The following is a 17,411-nucleotide window of genomic DNA, read 5'->3' as shown; positions in this document are numbered from 1 at the left end:
CGATTGCTTTTGCCCCTTCGTGCGATAGGGACGGGCGAACCAAAAAATATGACGGCGAAGGGTGAGGTGTGCGATGGGCGAGATGATCCGGATGACGATGGACGATGGCGCGGAGATCGCGGTCTATCACGCCCGGCCCGACGGCGAACGCCGCGGCGGGCTGGTGCTGATCCAGGAAATCTTCGGGGTCACCGACCATATCCGCGAGATGTGCGACGAATATGCCGCCGAGGGATATGAGGTGCTGTCGCCCGCGCTCTTCGACCGCGAGCATCCGGGGTTCGAAAGCGACTATTCGGGGCCGCAATTCCAGCGCGCGGTGCAACTGGCGCGCGAGCTGCATCCCTTCGAGCAGAGCCTGAAGGACGCGCAGGCGTGCATCGATGCGCTGAAACCAAAAGGTCCGGTCTTCATCACCGGCTATTGCTATGGCGGATCGGTCGCGTGGCGGATGGCGCAGATCAGCCCCGATCTTGCGGCTGCCTCGGCCTTTTACGGCAGCCTCGTGCCGACCATGTTCAAGGATGAAGCGCCCGCCTGCGCGGCGATCGCCCATTTCGGCCGCTTCGATGACGGCATCCCGATGCAGGGCGTCGAGGCGCTGATCGCGAAGGATCATCCGACCGCGCAGATCTTCGTCTATGAAGCGGGGCATGGGTTCAACAGCGACCGGCGCAAGGATTATCACGAGGCGAGCGCCGACCTCGCGCGCGAGCGCACGCTGATGCTGTTCAAGGCGTGCGGCGGGTGACGATCATTCGGGTCGCCCTGTTCGGCCTGCTGGTCATCGCTGCCTTGGTCGCCATCGCCGGCGCGGTGCTATATTTCAACCAGCAAAGTCTCTTCTATCCGGCGCCCCGCGATTATCCGCGCGGGCCGCTGCCGGGATACAGGCTCGTCCACACCGACACATCGGACGGACTGCGGTTGGCGGCGCTGTACCGTGCCGCGCAGCCGGGCAAACATACCATCCTTTTCTTTCACGGCAATGGCGACAGTCTCGCTGGCGCGGCCGAAGCGGTGCGCGGCGTCGCGGCCGATGGCAATGGCGTGCTGCTGGTCGAATATCGCGGCTATGGCGGCAATCCGGGTTCGCCGGACGAGGCGGGCCTCTATCGCGACGGCGAGGCGGCGATGCGCTGGCTGGCAAACGAAGGCGTCGCGGCATCGGATGTCATCGCGATCGGAAACTCGATCGGGTCGGGACCGGCGACCGAGATTGCGGCGCGCCATCCGGTCGCGGCGCTCATCCTTGTATCGGGCTTTTCGAGTCTGCCCGATGTCGCCCGCGCGCATGTCCGCTGGCTGCCGGTTCGCTGGCTGGTGCGCGACCAGTTTGCGAACGCGACAAAGATCGGCGCGATCAAGCGCGATGTGTTCATCCTCCATGGCGCCCGCGACAATCTGGTGCCGGTTGCCAATGCGCGGCGACTGTACGCCGCTCGCCCGCGTTCGACACTGACGATCGTTCCGGGGGCCGGGCACGAGCTCGTCTATGGCAACGCGGCGCAGGGGTTGATGGTCGATTGGGTGAACGCCCTGCCTGCCGGATGACTGGCGCGAACGCGGGCTACCGCCTCAAGGCGCGGCGGCAGATTTGACCGCCGCACCGCCCGCCGCGGGCTGGCAGCGATAGACGAGCCGTTCATTGGGGCTGGCGGGAAGCGCGCTGCGGATCGCGTCCTGCTGCGCCGCGAGGCCGGCGAGTTCGTCGGGGTTGGCGGTGCAGCTTTTGATCGTGATCGCCGCGCGCGTCTCGCGCGCCCTGGTCATCGTTTCGGCATCGAGCAGATAGCGGTCGACGCGATAGTCGCGCCCCGTCGAATCGATCGACGCGACGGTGACGGTCGCTTCCTCGTTGGGCACGAGGATGCGCTGCCAGCGGTCGTCGGCGCCCCTCGTATATTGGGTGCGGCCGTTGACGCAGCCGCCCTTGCCGATGGTGATCGGGACATCGGTGGTCGCCGACACGGTGATGCGGCTGCGGTCGGGGCGGATCGTGCAGAGGAGGCTGCCCTGCGCGAGTTTGGGTGTCTCGGCTGAGGCGACGGGCTTTGCGTTCTCGACGATTTCGGCGTGCGCGTCGGGGCGCGTCGCGAACAGGATCGCGGCGCCCAGCATCAACGCCGCGCCGCTGCCGCCCGCGATCTTGGCGTTGCGGATATTCTTCTGGTTGTAGAAGAGCAAGCCCGCCCCCGCGGCGAGCGCGCCGATCACGAAGAACACGCCCGCGAGCGCGATGCGATTCTCGCGCGAGGCGAGCGCTTCTTCTTCGGCGCGCGCCTGCTTGAGGTCGCGGTCGAGCCTGGCGGCGGCGTCTTTCGCGGCGTTGGCCTCGGCACTCGCGCGCGATTCGGCGTCCATCGCGGCGCGGTCGCGCGCGTCGGCCTCGGCCAGCGACAGGCAGGGCGTGCCGATACTGGCATAGGATTGGTCGGCGTCGGTGAGGAAGCGGGTGAGCTCGCGTCCGGCGATCGCAAAGGCAAAGGGCGAATCGCCATCGTCGGCGCGGGTGATCGCGGTGTTGATGCCGGTGATGCGACCACATCCATCGACCAGCGGGCCGCCCGAATTGCCGCGCGAAATCTTGGCGGTGTGGATCAGCATCGCGACCCCGTCGACCGCCTGCATATTCGACATATTGCCCTCGCTGCGCGTCGGCGTGCGCGGGGTGATATAATCATTGGCGCTGCGCGCGGTCGCGAGGTCGACGTTGCCGGGATAGCCCAGCGCGACGACATCGGCGCCCGATTCGAGCGGGCCGGTATAGATCGCGGCGGCGGGCAGGCGGCCCTCGGTAATCTCGATCAGCGCGAGATCGCGCGCGGTGTCGATCGCGATCAGCTTGCCCGCGAAGCTTTTCTGCCCTTCGGACGGGACGACGCCGAGCGCGACATTGTCGGGGTATTTGACCGCCGATTCGACGACATGCGCGTTGGTGACGATCCGCGTCGGCGAAATCGCGATGCCGCTGCCATGGCCGAAACCGACGACTTCGCCATCGACCATCGCGACGGTGACGACGCGCACGACGCTGCGCGACGCGGCGCTGATATCGTCGGCGGCGTGCGCCGGCTGGACGAGGGCGAACAGGGCGGTGAGGATGAGGAGGATGCGGGTCATGCCGCGCACCCTAGCCGGGCGCGGCGTGAAGGCAAGCGGGCCTAGATATAAGGCCCCCACATGACCATCCACGCCCCGGCACTTCCCGCGAGAATGACAAGGCCGCTCAAGACGAGCAGCGCCGCGACGCCCTTGCGCGCTGCGGGCGTGCCACGCGCGCCGGCCCGCAGATAGATTTCGGCGACCGCGAGCGGGAGCAGCGAATTGGCGAAGGCAAGGAAGAGGTCGAATGGCCCGTCCATCGCCTTGCCGATCCCGGCGCCGCCGGTCGCAAGCCCCCACGCCATATAGCCGACGCGCATGAACCACACCGCGCTGGCGACCGCAAACAGCCGGATCGCCCAGCGGCGATGATCGGCGAACCGGCGATGACGGGCGGCCTGCCACGCGAGCGCGGCGAAGCCGATAATCAGCAACGCATCGAGCGTGATCCCGATCGCGCCGCCGAGCGCGAGCCAGGTGCCGCGACCCCATGTCATCCACAGCCCGCCGAGTGCCAGCGTGAGCGCGCTGACGAGGTAGAGCCGCCCGTTCCAGCGATGCAGCGCGGGCCAGCGGCCCCGAATCGCCGGGACGAGCTGGACAAGTCCGCCGAAGGTGATGACCGCCGCCATCAGCACATGGACCGCGAAGAACAGATTGCCCGCGGTGTCGCCCGCGACAAAGCCGGTGATGATCGGCTTCTCGTTCCACGCGGCGAAATTCCCGGTCAGCGTCGGCGGATAATAATAGAGCAGGATGAAGGCGACGAAGAGCAATTGTCCCGCCGCGATCGCAAGGTAGCAGAAGGTCGCGCTGCGCCCGAGCCAGTCGGCGCGGCGCGCGGGCCCTGCGGGTGCAATCGATGCGTCGATGGTGGCCATAGGAACTCCCCAATTTCGGGCGGGAGAGTGCGCTGATCGCTTCGGTGAGTCAATGATATAATACAGTAACACAGTGAGAGCGAATGTTTGAGCGCAAGCATCGGGACGCGGCACGACTCGCGGCGTGGCATTGATCGTCCGACAGCCGAGAAAGGATGTTCCGATGACCTATTCGATCCGGGGGCTGAGCCCCGAAATCTTTGCGCCGCTCTTTGCGCTCGACGATGCGGGACTTGCCGCAATCCGCGCTCGCCGAGTCACGGCCACCTCCGATCGCGGCTTTCCGTGCCGCGTCAGTCTTGATGATGCGAAGGCCGGTGAGGAACTGATCTTGATTCACCACACCAGCCACGATGTCGAAACGCCATATCGCAGCGCCTATGCGATCTATGTGCGGCCGGACGTCGAAGCAGCCGCCTATCGCGACGAACTGCCGCCCGTGCTCGAAGGGCGCCCGCTCGCGTTGCGTGCGTTCGATGCCGTCGGTATGCTGCAGACCGCGCGGCTCGCCGGACCGGGCGAGGCCGATGGTGCGATCCGCGATCTGTTCGCCGACGCGGGCATATCCTATATCGATGCCCATAATGCCGCGCATGGCTGCTTTGCCGCGCGGATCGAAAGGGACGCAGCCAAAAGGAGCGGGGCATGAGCAGCGATCTGATGACCGACGACGAGCGCTGGGCCGCCGCGATCCGCCGCGACAAGGCCTATGACGGGCGTTTTATTACCGGTGTGCTGACGACGGGCATCTATTGCCGGCCGAGCTGCGCCGCGCGTCACCCCTTGCGCGAAAATGTGCGCTTCTTTGAAGACGGTGCGGCGGCGCGCGCCGCGGGCCTCCGCCCGTGCAAGCGCTGTCTGCCCGACGATGTCGCGCGCGACGAAGGGGCGGTGCTCGCCGCGATCCACGCGATCAAGGCGAGCGAGGAACCGCTCGCGCTCGCCGACCTGGCCGGCCGGACCGGCTATTCGCCGACGCATTTCCAGCGCGTATTCACGCGCCACACCGGGCTCTCGCCCGCCGCTTATGCCCGCGCGTTGCGCGAGGAACGCGCCCGGCAGGCGTTGAGCGAGGGCGGCCGGGTGACCGACGCGATCTATGACGCCGGCTTTTCGGGTCCATCGCGTTTCTACGACAATATGGAGGGACGCATGGGTATGACCGCTTCGGCATGGGTGAATGGCGGCAAGGGCGCGACGATCCATTGGGCAGTCGTTCCGACCAGCCTTGGCGACATGCTCGTCGCCGCGACCGACAAGGGCGTGTGCCGCCTGTCGTTTGCCGAGGGGAGCGAGGCGCTTGAAAACCGCTTTCCCGCGGCGAACCTGATCGAGGGCGGAGAGGAATTTTCGGCACTGCTGAAAGACGTCGTCGCAGCGGTCGAAGCGCCGACGCAGGGCTTCGATCATATTCCGATCGATGTGAAGGGCACCGCCTTTCAGGAAGCCGTGTGGCGCGAGCTGCGCAAGATTCCGGCGGGCGAGACGCGCAGCTATTCGGATATCGCCGCGGCGGTCGGCAAACCGAATGCGGTGCGTGCGGCGGGCAGCGCGAATGGCGCGAACAATGTCGCGGTGCTGATCCCGTGCCACCGCGTCGTGCGGAGCGACGGGACGCTCGGCGGCTACGCTTACGGCCTGCCGATCAAGGAAGAATTGCTCAAGAGGGAGAGTTTTTGATGTCCGACAAGATTGCCATATTCCGCGCGCTGCATGTTCCGGGCGACCCGCTCGTCTTGGTCAACATCTGGGACGCGGGAAGCGCGAAGGCGGTCGCCGGCGCGGGGGCCAGGGCGATCGCGACGGGCAGCTATGGCGTCGCGGGCGCCCAGGGCCGCGCCGATGGCGAGGATTTCCCGCTTGAGGATGTGTTCGAAAATCTGGGTCGCATCCTCTCGGTCACCGACCTGCCGGTCACGATCGATATGGAGGCGGGCTATGGTGCCGACCCGGCGGGGGTGGGCGTCTCGGTCGGCCGCGCGCGCGAAGCCGGCGCGGCGGGGATCAATATGGAGGACCGACTACCGGGCGCCTCGGACCTGTTGCCGATCGCCGAAGCGGTTGCACGCTATCGCGCCGCCACGGCCACCGGCATCTTCGTCAATGCGCGCTGCGACACCTTTCGGGGGCAGGATGCGGCGAAGGACGGCGCGGCGCTGGTCACTGCGACGCTCGAACGCGCGCGCGCCTATGCCGACGCCGGCGCGGGGGCGCTGTTCGTGCCCTTTCTGCTCGATCCCAAATGCATCGGCGCGATCTGCGACGCCTCGCCGCTGCCGGTCAATATCCTGCGCGGCAAGGGCGGGCCTACGCACAAGGAGCTTGCCGCGCTGGGCGTCGCGCGGATCAGCCATGGGCACCAGCCGTGGGCAGCGGCGATGGCGTGGCTTGCGGCACAGGCGAGTCAGGTGATGGGCGGCGCCGAACCCGATTATTGAAAAGAGCTAGTCGTTGCCGGCATCGTCGGCGACGGCGTTCTTGCCGTTACCTGCGCCGCGATCCCGCATCGCTTCCAGCCGCGCGAGCATCGCTTCGCCCCGCCCATTGTCGTGCGGATCGAACGCCACCGTCCTCGCCAGCCGTAGCGCCGGTTCGAACTCGCCCCGATTTGCGAGCGCGAAAGCATAGGCGACCCGCATCTCGATATTTTCAGGGGTCAGGACGAAAGCGCGTTCGAGCGCCTTGATCGCCATGTCGCTCGGCCGTTTGCCTTCAGCCAGAAAACTGTCGAAATAAGCGTAGAGCGGCACTGCATCATCGGGATCGGTGCGGTTGGCGAGCTGGATCGGCTTGCGCGCCTCGCGCCACGCTGCCGGGTCGTCCTCGCCGCTTTCGCGTAGCCGATACAGCTTGAGTCTTCCAAGCAGGACATTGGCGCGGACATGATCGGGCTTTGCCGCCAGCACCTTGTCCAGCGCGGTCTGCATCGCCGCAAGGTCGCGCTTGTCCCTGCCCATGTCCCATTCGGCGGCCGCGAGTTCGAACTGGGCGTTGGCATTGGCGGGTTGCGCGGCGGCGAGTTTTTGCAGCGCGTCGCGTGCTTTCGTCAGGCGCGCCGCGTCGCCGCGCGCATTCAGCCGTTCGAGCCGTGCCATGATCACGGCGTCTTCGTCCGCCGACAGCGGGGTGACCTTGATATTGGCCGAAATCGGGACCGGATCGCGCACGGTGCGATAGGAGAGCTTGCCCTCGATATAGCGGTTGAGGTCCTTGTCGAGCGCAGCCAGATCGCCGAACGCGTCGGTCGCCGCCTTCTTTGGGTCGGTCCCCGCGTTAATCGCATTGGTGTAGGCGTTGATCTGGTCCCCCCGCGCGGCACTATGCAGGAGCATGTGGGTCAGCACCCATGCGCGGCCGTAATAGACATCCATCTGACCGCTGTTGCGCATCGAGCCCGGCTGCTCGAACAATAGTCTTTCGGCCCGAATCTTGGGCATCGCGATCAGGCCATAGGCGCGGCGATAGACGGGCTGACCGATCATCGCCCGGCCCTGCTTGTCGAAATCCACGGTCGAATAATATTCGGCGAAGCCCTCGATAAGCCAGGCGGGAAACGCCGCGCGCAGGTGGCGCTTCATGAAGTGGTGGCTATATTCGTGAAACAGTACCTGCTGCGACGCCGATGTGCCGGTGACGTTGCTGCCGCGGTTCTGGCGAAAGGACATGGCGAAGCTGCCATCGCGGTCCTGCCGGTAAAAGCCCGCGATCGACGCGTTGCGCGATCCGGTTGCCAGTTCCGCGACGTCGGGCGCCGCGGGCACCAGATAGATCGGCAGCTTGCTCTCCTCGCCGGGGGTTTCGACCTTGAAGAGCAGGCGCAGCGTGGTGTCGAACCGCTGCAGATTCTGTGCGAATTCGAGCAGCGATTTCTCGTTGCTTTCGCTGTAGATGATGAAGCTGTCGGTATCGGCGCGCAGCCATTTGGCCTCGGCCGGTCCGGCAATTGCGACCATCGCGATCCCGGCCAGCAGGCCCAAGCCGATTCTCTTCATTCTGCGCCCCCGCATTGAAATCGGAAGGATGCTGCCAGCACGCCCTGCTACAGTAAAGCCCTGTTACGCCTATACAAAGCTATAAGGGTCGATATCGATCGCGAGACGCGCTTTCGATGGCCAGTCGATGCTGCTCACCCACTCGCGGATCGTGCCCTGCAGGTCGAAGCTGCGCGGGGCGTGGAGCAGCAGGCGAAAGCGGTGGCGGCCGCGCAGCATCGCCAGCGGCGCGGGCGCGGGGCCATAGACCGCGAGACCCTCTGCGACCGGCGCCTTCGCCCCCAGCCTTTGTGCCTGCCCGCGCGCGACCTCGATATCCTCCGACGAGATGACGAGCGCCGCGAAGCGGCCATAGGGCGGCGCGCCGGCGAATTTCCGCGCTGCGGCCTCGGCGGCATAAAATCCGTCGCGGTCGTTGGCGACGAGCGCCGCCATGACGGGCGCCTCGGGGACGCGCGTCTGGATTAGCACTTCGCCGGGCTTCACCCCGCGCCCGGCGCGCCCCGCGACCTGCGCGATCTGCTGGAAGGTGCGCTCGGAGGCGCGCAGGTCGCCGCCGTCGAGCCCGAGGTCGGCGTCGACGACGCCGACGAGGGTGAGGTTCGGGAAATGATAGCCCTTGGTGACCAGCTGGGTGCCGATGATGATATCGACCAGCCCGCCCTCGACATTGTCGACAAACTCGGCGGCCTTCGCGGGCGACCAGAGCGTGTCGGAGGTGACGATCGCGACGCGCGCTTCGGGAAAGCGCAGCGCGACCTCGTCGGCGACGCGCTCGACGCCGGGGCCGCAGGCGACGAGGCTGTCCTCGTCCTCGCACTCGGGACAGAGGCGCGGCGGCGGCATCACATGGCCGCAATGATGGCAGGCGAGGCGATGGACGAGGCGGTGCTCGACCATCCACGCGGTGCAGTTCGGGCACTGGATGCGGTGGCCGCAGGTGCGGCAGAGCGTCAGCGGCGCGAAGCCGCGGCGATTGAGGAAGAGCAGGCTCTGCTCGCCCTTTTGTAATCGGTCGGCGAGCGCATCGACGAGCGGCGGGGCGAGCCAGCGGCCGCGGTCGGGTGGATCCTGCCGCATGTCGATCGCCGCGAGGTCGGGCAAAGTCGCGCCGCCGAAGCGCGCGGGGAGCCGGATGTGGTGATAGCGTCCGGCCTCGACCATCGCGAGGCTTTCGAGCGCGGGGGTGGCGCTCGCGAGGATGACCGGCAGGCCTTCGAAATGGCCGCGCATCACCGCGACGTCGCGCGCGTGATAATGGACGCCATCCTCCTGCTTGAAACTCGTCTCATGCGCTTCGTCGACGACGATGACGCCGAGCCGGGCGTAGGGGAGGAAGAGCGCCGAACGCGCGCCGATGACGATGCGCGCATCGCCCGAGGCGATCGCGTGCCAGGCGCGGCGGCGTTCGGCCGAGCGCAGCCCCGAGTGCCACGCCACCGGCTCGCAGCCGAAGCGCGCGGTAAAACGCGTCAGCATCGGTTCGGTGAGTGCGATTTCGGGGAGTAGCACCAAAGCCTGCTTTCCCGCGTCGATCGCGGCGGCGATCGCCTCCATATAGACTTCGGTCTTGCCCGACCCGGTGACGCCGTCGAGCAACAGCGTGTCGAATTTTTCCGCATGCACCGCGTCCCTGAGCTGGGCCGATGCTGCGGTCTGTTCGTCGGAGAGGTCGGGCGGGGCAAAGCCGCTGTCGGGTTCGGGATAGGGCTGATAGGCCGACACGCTCACCGCTTCGAGCGCGCCGGTGTTCACGAGCCCGCGGATCACCGCATCGCTGACCTCGGCGAGCGCGGCGAGTTCGCGCACCATGCCCTGCCGCTCGCCGATCGCCTCGAGCGCGACGGTGCGCTGCGGCGTCATCCGGGCAGGGACTTCGCCGGTCGCGCGATATTCGACGATCGGGCGGCGCGCATCGGCAAAGGCGACCCCGGGGAGTACCATCCGCAGCACCGCGCCGGGCGGGGCGAGATAATAGTCGCTTGTCCATTCGACGAGGCGGCGCAGCGGCGCGGGGACTGGCGGGACGGGTACGACTTCGTAGAGGTTGCGCAGGCGGTTATCGCCGACCGCCTCGGGCGCGCCGAAGCTGGCATCCTCCCACACCACGCCGCCCAATCGTCGCGGGCCGAGCGGCGCGATCACGACGCTGCCGAGCGGCGCCTCGCTCTCGCGCGGGACGCGATAGTCGAGCGGGCCGAGGGCGGCGGTGAGAAGGAGGACGCGGGCGCGGGTCATGGGCTGCGCAGGATATAGGGCGGCGGGTAAAATAGGAAAGCGGCGCGAGGCCTTCTTATACTTCGTCATCCCGGACTTGATCCGGGGTCCAAGCTGCGGGCGCAGAAATGGATGCCGGATCAAGTCCGGGGTGACGAAGCTGTTTAGGTCGAAGCCAACGCCGCCTTCTTGGCCCGCCGCTTTACCGGCTTTGGCCGCTTGAACCAGAAGGTCCACACCGTGAGGCTGCCGAGCAGGGTCAGCGAAAGGCCCGAGATCGTCAGTATGATACGCCAGGTCCAGCCGCCGACCTTCGACGCGTGAATCGGGAAGGCCATGTTGAATGCCTGCGCGCCTGGTGCGAGCTTCAGCGCGTCGCGCGCGCCGAGGACTTCGCCCGTCGCCGCATCGAACGCCAGCGTCGTACGCCCGTTCGGCAGCCATTCTGCAGGCTGCTTCATCCGCAGGCTGATCGGGTCGCCATCTTTGCGCGGCAGGCTGAGGATGCGGAATTCGGCGTCGGGGAAGCGCTGACGTGCTTCGGTCAGCATTGCCGTGTAGTCGGGCTTTTCAGCGAGCGGGCCGCCCTTGTATTTCGGCGGATCGAGCGCCTTCGCGGTCTCCGCGACCGGGCCGAACGGCGCGACGACCCCCAAAGCGAAGGGGCGGAAGATCATCATCGTGCCGGTGACGATCGAGATCAGCAGCAGCGGCGCGACGACGATGCCGAGGTCGCGGTGCTGCCACATAATCGACGGGCGCGACAGGCGCTTGGGCCAGAGGCGCAGCTGGAAGGTCTTGCGCGTGCGCCACCACAGGATCGCGCCGCTGATCACGAAGAACAGCCCGCACAGCCCCGCGATGCCGATCACCCATTCGCCGCTGTCGCCCGCGAACAGATGGTGGTGGAAATCGAAGATCCACAGCTCGGGTCGCTCCCACTGGCTTGCCCAGCGCGTCACGATCTCGCCCGACTGGCTGGCATAGGCGCCCGCGCCTTCACCGAACCGCAACTGATGCAGCCCGAAACGCTCGTCGGCATAGATGATGCCCTGCGCGCCCGGCATCGCCATCAGCCGCTCGGTGGTCGCGGCGACCGTGGCGAGGTCGCTGCGCAGCGGATCGCTTGTCCCCGGAAGGCCGATCCACAGATGCTCATACAGCAGGATCGTGCCCGACAGGCCGAGCAGCGCGAGGACGAGGCCGATCAGGCCCCCTGTCCAGCGGTGCAGCGTGTCGAGCAGTGTCATCATTTTAGAAACGGTAATCCCAGCCAAGCGTGAAGGTGCGCCCGCGGCCCGCGAAATAGGAGAGCTGGTCATTGGGCAAGCGTGTATCGCTCGAATAGTCGATATATTGTTTGTTGAAGAGATTCTGGGCCGACAGGCTGATCCCGCCGATGCCGGTCTGGTAGCGGACATAGGCGTCTGTGAGCGTGTAGCCGCCGAAATCATTGTCGGCGAGCTTCAGCGGGTGCAGCGGATTGGCATCGTCGGCGGCGCGCGCCTTGCCGTCGAAGCGGCGCTTCAAATAGACCTGTGTCTGGATGCGCGCCGAAATCGGACCGCTGTTATAGCTGGCGGCGAGGTTCAGGCGGTCGGGCGAGATGTTGACGCCGTCGAGGTCGCTGTCGACCTTGCCGTCGGGCACCGCGTCGCTGTCGAAGCGGCCCTTCAAATGCGCGTAGCCTAAATTGAGTTTGAGCCCGTCGATCGGCGTCTGGACACCCAGATTGACCTCGAGCCCCTGAATTTCGACACGCAGCCGCTGGACGTCGAAGATGCGGTCGGGACGTGTGATGAGCAACTGGCCCTTGTCGCTCGACGACCAGAAATAGGCGGCGCTGGCATCGAGCGGCCCGCGTTTCACTTCGAAGCCGATCTCGCGGTTGTTCGACACGACCGGCGAGATATCGAGGAAATTGTCGATGTCGATGCCGGTGCGGTTCACCCCGCGGGTGATGCGGCCGATGTCGGGGACGGTGAAACCCTCGGCATAGCTGGCATAGGCGCGGATGCCCGCCCAGGGTTCGACGATCACGCCGCCGTTGATCAGGAGGTCCTTGAACTTGGGCTTGCCGCCGGCGACGTCGACGCCGCCATAGCTCGCGAGACCGCATGGCACCGGCTGCGTGGCGGGCGGGGCGGGGCAGGAAACGAAGGTGGTCGACGCGAGCGTGCGGAAATCGTCGATCTTGATCTTCACATTTTCCCAGCGGAGCCCGCCCGCGAGGCGGACGACGCCGTCGAACAGCTTCAAGTTCGCCTGACCGAAAGGCGCGAGGCTCTGGAAATCGCTCGGCGGCACCCAGACGCGGTCGGTTGCGATCAGCGCCTGTTCGGTCTTGTCGACCAGTGCGTCGAACCCGATCGTCAACGTCAGATCCTCGAAGCCGGGGACGGCGCGTTCATAGCTGAACTTGGCGCCCAATTTACGGCTACGATTCTGCGACTGGTCGAACAATGTGCCCACCGGTGCGATCGTCGGATCCTGGAAGGTCGCGATCGGCGCGATTTCGCCGCCGAAGGTGTCGCGGCTGCGGTTGAAGAAGATCTGGCTGACGAAATTGCCGCCGGCGAGGTCGGTGTCGGTCAGTGACAGCGCGATGCTTTCGGTGCGGTTCGCCGCGGGGACGCCCGGCGGGGTGCCGCGCACCGCGCTGGTTGGCAGACCCAGCGCCCGGTTGCCCGGAACCGCGACATAGTCGCCATCGCCCTTGAGTTCGAAGCGGCTCGCGATCAGGTCGAGCCGTGCGCTGGACGACAACTCGTAGCCCAGGCGCGCGAAGAAGTTTGTTGCCTTGCTGTCCTGCGTTTCGCCCTGCGTCAGGTTGAGCCCGAGCGGGCGGCCCTTGGCGTCCGAAAAGACGCCGCGAATTTCATAGGTCGCGCCAAGGGTCGCGTCGAACCGGCCTGCCTTATACTGGACGAGGCCGCCGGCCTTGCCGCCCATGCCGGCCTTTGAAAAATCATTGTCGGCGGTGGCCTGCAGCAGGAAACGGCCCGAAAAACCCTCATCCGTCGGCGCGCCGACGGTGACCTGGTTGACGATGCCGCCGGTGCCGCCGATGCCCTGCAAGGCGTTCGATCCGAAGATCAGTTCGACGCGGTCGACGAAGAAGCCGTCGATGGTGAAGCCGTCGCGGCTGCCGTCGCGCATCGGGGTCGATTGCGGGATGCCGTTGATTGCGTAGAGCGGCGAGCGTCCGCGTAGCGATTCGCCCGAACCCGACAGTTTTTGCCGTGTCGGCGAGAAGCTGGGGGTCAGCGTCGCGACCGCGTCGGTGACCGAGCCCGAAATCGCGAGCTGTTGGTCGAGCGCATCCTTGCCGATGATATCGATCGTCAGCGGCAGCGCGTTCGGCGGCAATATGGTGCGCGCCGCGGTGACGACGATGGTGTCTTCGCCATTCGTCGTTTCGGTGTCGGGGCCATTGTCCTGCGCGAAGGCGGGCGAGGACAGCGCCGTGCAGGCGAGCGCGGCGAGGACGATTTTGCGGTTCATGATGGCTCCTGTTTCGGACGGGTCGCTAGTGCGACACATTCTCAAAAGCAAGAGAAAAGGCGATTTCACTCTCGACCTAGGGACAGGGGGACAGGTGCGAAAAAGCGCGCTATCACCCCGAACATGCGGGAAAAGGAACTGCGCTTCGCCCTGATTTGCTACGGCGGCATCAGCCTCGCTGTTTATATGCACGGCATCACCAAGGAAGTCTGGCGGCTCGCCGCGGCGTCGCGCGCGTTTCACGACGGTGCGCCGTTGCAAGGATCTGGCGCGATCTATGGCGAGTTGCTGGCCGCGATCGCCGCGCGCGGCAATGTGCGCCTGCGCGTCCTCGCCGACATTGTTGCGGGCGCGAGCGCGGGGGGCATCAACGGCATTTTCCTCGCGCGCGCGCTGGCGACCGGGCAATCGCTCGACCCGCTCACCGAGCTTTGGCTCGACGATGCCGATGTCGACAAATTGATCGATCCCGACGCGCGGCCGCTGTCGGCGGCGACCAAATTCTGGGCGGTGCCGATCGCCGGCTGGATGATGAAAAAGCGCGGCAACGTCATCGACCGCACCGTGGGCGAAGGCGCGCAGGACGAGGTGCGCGTCAAACTGTCGCGCTTTGTCCGCGCGCGCTGGTTCGAACCGCCCTTCGGCGGCGAAACCTTCTCGAACCTGCTGCTCGATGCGTTCGACGCGATGGACGCCGGGCCGCGCGGGCCGGTGCTGGTGCCCGATGGCCAGCCCATCGACCTGTTCGTGTCGGTTACCGATTTTGCGGGGCACAGCGTGCCGCTCGCGCTTAACAGCCCGTCGCGCGTGACCGAGGACGAACACCGGCTGATGCTGCATTTTCGCGAGGACAGTGCTGTGGGCAAGCGGCTCGACGACGTGCCGGGGTTGACCGCGGCGGCGCGCGCGACGGCCAGTTTTCCCGGTGCGTTTCCGCCCTTCACTTTGCGCGAACTCGACCGGGTGCTCGAAAAGCGCCAGATTGCCTGGCCCGATCGCGACGCCTTCATCCACGCGCAGCTTCCTGCGGGTGGCGAAGGCGATCCCGCCGATCGCGTGCTGATCGATGGATCTGTGCTCGCGAATGCGCCGTTCCGTCCCGCGATTGCGGCGCTGAAACAGCGCCCCGCGCGCCGCGAGATCGACCGCCGCTTCGTCTATATCGATCCCAAGCCCGATTTTCGCTCGATCAGCTTCGGCAAGCCGGGCGAGCAGGCGGCAGGGGAGGAGGCGCGGCTGCCCGGCTTTCTGCCCACCATTCTCGGCGCACTGTCCGAAATCCCGCGTGAACAGCCGATCCGCGAGAATGTCGAGGCGATCGAGGGGATGTCGCGCCGTATCCGCCGGATGCAGCATATTGTCGATGCGATGAAGGTCGAGGTCGAGGAACAGGTCGCGGCACTGTTCGGCAGCACTTTCTTCCTCGACACGCCGACGGTCGCGCGGCTCGAAAAATGGCGCGCCAAGGCGCAGGATCAGGCCTCGGCGCGCGCGGGATTCGCTTATGCGCCCTATGGCCACCTCAAGCTGTCGGCGGTGATCGAGGAACTGGCGAGCCTGATCGACCGGCTATTGCCCCCCGAGGGCACCATCCACCAGGCCAACCGGCGCGTGGCGCTGTGGGAGGAGGCGCGGGCGCGCGGGCTCGACCGGATTTCGGGCAAAAGGGGCGCGGGGGCGAGCAATGACGCGATCGCCTTTTTCCGCACTCACGACCTCGGCTTTCGCATTCGCCGCCTGCGTTTCCTCGCGCGCGAACTCGACACCTCGGTCGAGGCGACGCGCGACGGCCGTGATCCGGTGTGCGAGGATATGCGCGAGGCGATCTTCACCGCGCTCGGCCTCTATCTCGACCGGCAGGGCGACAGCTGGCTCGCCGACCTCGACCTGCCGGCGGATGCCGGTCCCGGCGCGTGGATCGACGCGATCGCCGCGCGGCGCGACCTCAGGGTGGTCGATGGCGAGGCCGATGCGCTGATCGCGGCCGGGCTTGCCGCGATGCCGAAGGACGACCGGCGCACGCTCCTGCTCGCCTATCTTGGCTACCCCTTTTACGACATCGCGACCTTGCCGCTGCTCCAGGGTGAGGGGTTCGACGAGTTCGACCCGATCAAGATCGACCGCATTTCGCCGTCGGACGCGACCGCGATCCGCACCGGCGGGGCGGCGGCGATGCTCAAAGGCATCGAGTTCAACAGCTTCGGCGCCTTCTTCAGCCGCGCGTACCGCGAGAATGATTATCTGTGGGGACGGCTCCACGGCGCCGACCGGCTGATCGACATCGTCGCGAGCAGCGTCGGCGGCGAGGGCGCGGTTCCGACGGACGAACTGAAGGCGATCAAGCGCCGGGCGTTCCACGCGATCCTCGACGAGGAAGAGCGGCGGTTGCCAAAGGTAAAGGCGCTGATAGACGAGTTAAGGGGCGAGATCGGCTAACCACCTTTGTCATCCCCGCGAAAGCGGAGATCCAGAGCATGCGTCGGCTGACTCCACTCCAGGGTTCCGATGCCAGGAATCTTGGCGGCGTCGGGGCCAATCGCTACGTCAGGTCGTCCCACATTTCCTTGATGCGTCCGAAAAAGCCCTGGCTCGCGGGGCATTCGTCGCCCGTTTCGGTCTCGCGGAATTCGCAGAGCAGTTCCTTTTGCCGCGCGGTGAGCTTCGTCGGCGTTTCGACGTCGATCTGGACGACGAGGTCGCCGTGACCGCGGCCGTTGAGCACCGGCATGCCGGCGCCGCGCTGGCGCAGCTGCTTGCCCGACTGGATGCCCGCCGGGATGGCGATGTCGTGCATCCGGCCGTCGAGGCCCGGAATGCCGATCTCGCCGCCGAGCGCCGCGGTCGTGAAGCTGATCGGCGCCCGCGTGAACAAAGTCGTGCCTTCGCGTTCGAACACCTTGTGCCGCGCCATGTGCAGGAAGATGTAGAGGTCGCCCGGCGCCGCGCCGCGCGCGCCGCTCTCGCCTTCGCCCGACAGGCGGATGCGCGTGCCTTCGTCGACCCCGGCGGGGATGTTGACGGTCAGCGTCTTGCGCCGGTCGACGCGGCCTTCGCCATGGCATGAATTGCAGGGGTCGGCGATGACTTCGCCCGCGCCCTGACAGGTCGGGCAGGTGCGCTCGACCATGAAAAAGCCTTGCTGCGCGCGCACCTTGCCATGGCCGGCGCAGGTCGAGCAGCGATTGGTCCGGGTGCCGGGTTTGGCGCCCGAGCCGTCGCACGCATCGCAGCGCGCCGCGACATCGACCTGAATCTCGCGCGTCACGCCGGTGAAGGCATCCTCGAGCCGGATTTCCATGTCGTAACGCAGGTCGGCGCCGCGCGCGGGGCCGCGCTGCTGGCGCCCGCCGCCGAACGCCGAACCAAAGATCGATTCGAAAATATCGCCGATGTCGCCGAAATCGGCATTGCCGCCGCCGCCGCCTGCGCCGCGCACGCCTTCCTTGCCGAACCGGTCATAGGCGGCGCGCTTTTGCGGATCTTTCAGGCAGTCATAGGCTTCGCTGATCGCCTTGAAGCGGGCTTCGCTGTCATCGCACCCCGGATTCTTGTCGGGGTGATATTTCATCGCGAGCTTGCGGTAGCTCGCCTTCAGCGTCGCATCGTCGGCGCTCCGCTCGACTTCCAGCAGTTCGTAATAATCGATGTCGAGAGACATAGGTCAACAGGCCCCCTCCGGCCTGCCGGAACCGTGAGCCACGGATCCGGCAGG

The 17,411-nt window shown here is 66.5% G+C and carries 13 protein-coding genes; 6 read left to right on the top strand and 7 right to left on the bottom strand.

Annotated features, from left to right (window positions below; all coding sequences use genetic code 11):
* Positions 1-73: 73 nt before the first annotated feature.
* Together AC3A43_RS17940 and AC3A43_RS17935 are read left to right on the top strand one after the other, a co-directional pair.
* Positions 74-751, top strand: a complete 678-nt coding sequence (locus AC3A43_RS17940) for a dienelactone hydrolase family protein (protein WP_487793931.1) — start codon at positions 74-76, stop codon at positions 749-751.
* Positions 748-1,554, top strand: coding sequence for an alpha/beta hydrolase (locus AC3A43_RS17935; RefSeq protein ID WP_487793930.1), 807 nt, complete (start codon positions 748-750; stop codon positions 1,552-1,554). Before AC3A43_RS17940 ends, AC3A43_RS17935 begins: the two co-directional genes overlap by 4 nt.
* A gap of 24 nt (positions 1,555-1,578) precedes the next feature.
* Here the strand turns inward: AC3A43_RS17935 and AC3A43_RS17930 are convergent, their stop codons facing one another.
* Together AC3A43_RS17930 and AC3A43_RS17925 are read right to left on the bottom strand one after the other, a co-directional pair.
* A complete protein-coding gene (locus AC3A43_RS17930) occupies positions 1,579-3,123 on the bottom strand; it encodes a S1C family serine protease (RefSeq protein WP_487793929.1) in 1,545 nt (514 codons plus the stop codon).
* Between the two features lie 41 nt (positions 3,124-3,164).
* Positions 3,165-3,986, bottom strand: coding sequence for a DUF2306 domain-containing protein (locus tag AC3A43_RS17925; RefSeq protein WP_487793928.1), 822 nt, complete (start codon positions 3,984-3,986; stop codon positions 3,165-3,167).
* A gap of 163 nt (positions 3,987-4,149) precedes the next feature.
* Here AC3A43_RS17925 and AC3A43_RS17920 point away from each other — a divergent pair, with 163 nt between their 5' ends.
* Genes AC3A43_RS17920 through AC3A43_RS17910 form a run of 3 tightly spaced genes read left to right on the top strand, consistent with a single transcriptional unit; the run spans position 4,150 to position 6,424 of the window.
* The gene (locus tag AC3A43_RS17920) at positions 4,150-4,635 is read left to right on the top strand and encodes a DUF1203 domain-containing protein (protein WP_487793927.1); all 486 of its coding nucleotides are present in this window, start codon (positions 4,150-4,152) and stop codon (positions 4,633-4,635) included.
* Positions 4,632-5,666, top strand: coding sequence for a bifunctional DNA-binding transcriptional regulator/O6-methylguanine-DNA methyltransferase Ada (ada, locus tag AC3A43_RS17915; RefSeq protein ID WP_487793926.1), 1,035 nt, complete (start codon positions 4,632-4,634; stop codon positions 5,664-5,666). Before AC3A43_RS17920 ends, ada begins: the two co-directional genes overlap by 4 nt.
* Positions 5,666-6,424 carry an isocitrate lyase/PEP mutase family protein gene (locus AC3A43_RS17910; RefSeq protein WP_487793925.1) on the top strand — a complete coding sequence of 253 codons (759 nt, stop codon included), beginning with the start codon at positions 5,666-5,668 and terminating at the stop codon, positions 6,422-6,424. Before ada ends, AC3A43_RS17910 begins: the two co-directional genes overlap by 1 nt.
* 6 nt (positions 6,425-6,430) lie before the next feature.
* Here the strand turns inward: AC3A43_RS17910 and AC3A43_RS17905 are convergent, their stop codons facing one another.
* From AC3A43_RS17905 to AC3A43_RS17890, 4 genes are all read right to left on the bottom strand, one after another.
* Complete coding sequence (locus tag AC3A43_RS17905) at positions 6,431-7,978, bottom strand: tetratricopeptide repeat protein (RefSeq protein ID WP_487793924.1); 1,548 nt, start codon at positions 7,976-7,978, stop codon at positions 6,431-6,433.
* A 69-nt stretch (positions 7,979-8,047) separates the two neighbouring features.
* Positions 8,048-10,216 carry a primosomal protein N' gene (locus tag AC3A43_RS17900; protein WP_487793923.1) on the bottom strand — a complete coding sequence of 723 codons (2,169 nt, stop codon included), beginning with the start codon at positions 10,214-10,216 and terminating at the stop codon, positions 8,048-8,050.
* A 143-nt stretch (positions 10,217-10,359) separates the two neighbouring features.
* Positions 10,360-11,445, bottom strand: coding sequence for a PepSY-associated TM helix domain-containing protein (locus tag AC3A43_RS17895; RefSeq protein ID WP_487794291.1), 1,086 nt, complete (start codon positions 11,443-11,445; stop codon positions 10,360-10,362).
* 4 nt (positions 11,446-11,449) lie between these two features.
* Entirely contained in the window at positions 11,450-13,699 is a 2,250-nt protein-coding gene (locus tag AC3A43_RS17890; protein ID WP_487793922.1) for a TonB-dependent receptor, read from the bottom strand.
* A 123-nt stretch (positions 13,700-13,822) separates the two neighbouring features.
* Here AC3A43_RS17890 and AC3A43_RS17885 point away from each other — a divergent pair, with 123 nt between their 5' ends.
* Positions 13,823-16,135, top strand: coding sequence for a patatin-like protein (locus tag AC3A43_RS17885; protein ID WP_487793921.1), 2,313 nt, complete (start codon positions 13,823-13,825; stop codon positions 16,133-16,135).
* A 103-nt stretch (positions 16,136-16,238) separates the two neighbouring features.
* Here the strand turns inward: AC3A43_RS17885 and dnaJ are convergent, their stop codons facing one another.
* Positions 16,239-17,357, bottom strand: a complete 1,119-nt coding sequence (gene dnaJ, locus AC3A43_RS17880; RefSeq protein ID WP_487793920.1) for a molecular chaperone DnaJ — start codon at positions 17,355-17,357, stop codon at positions 16,239-16,241.
* Positions 17,358-17,411: the final 54 nt, after the last annotated feature.

The organism is Sphingopyxis sp. Soil_C_28, assembly GCF_057657055.1.
Note: the sequence above shows the minus strand (reverse complement) of the source record. Positions and strands in the feature narration are given on the sequence as shown.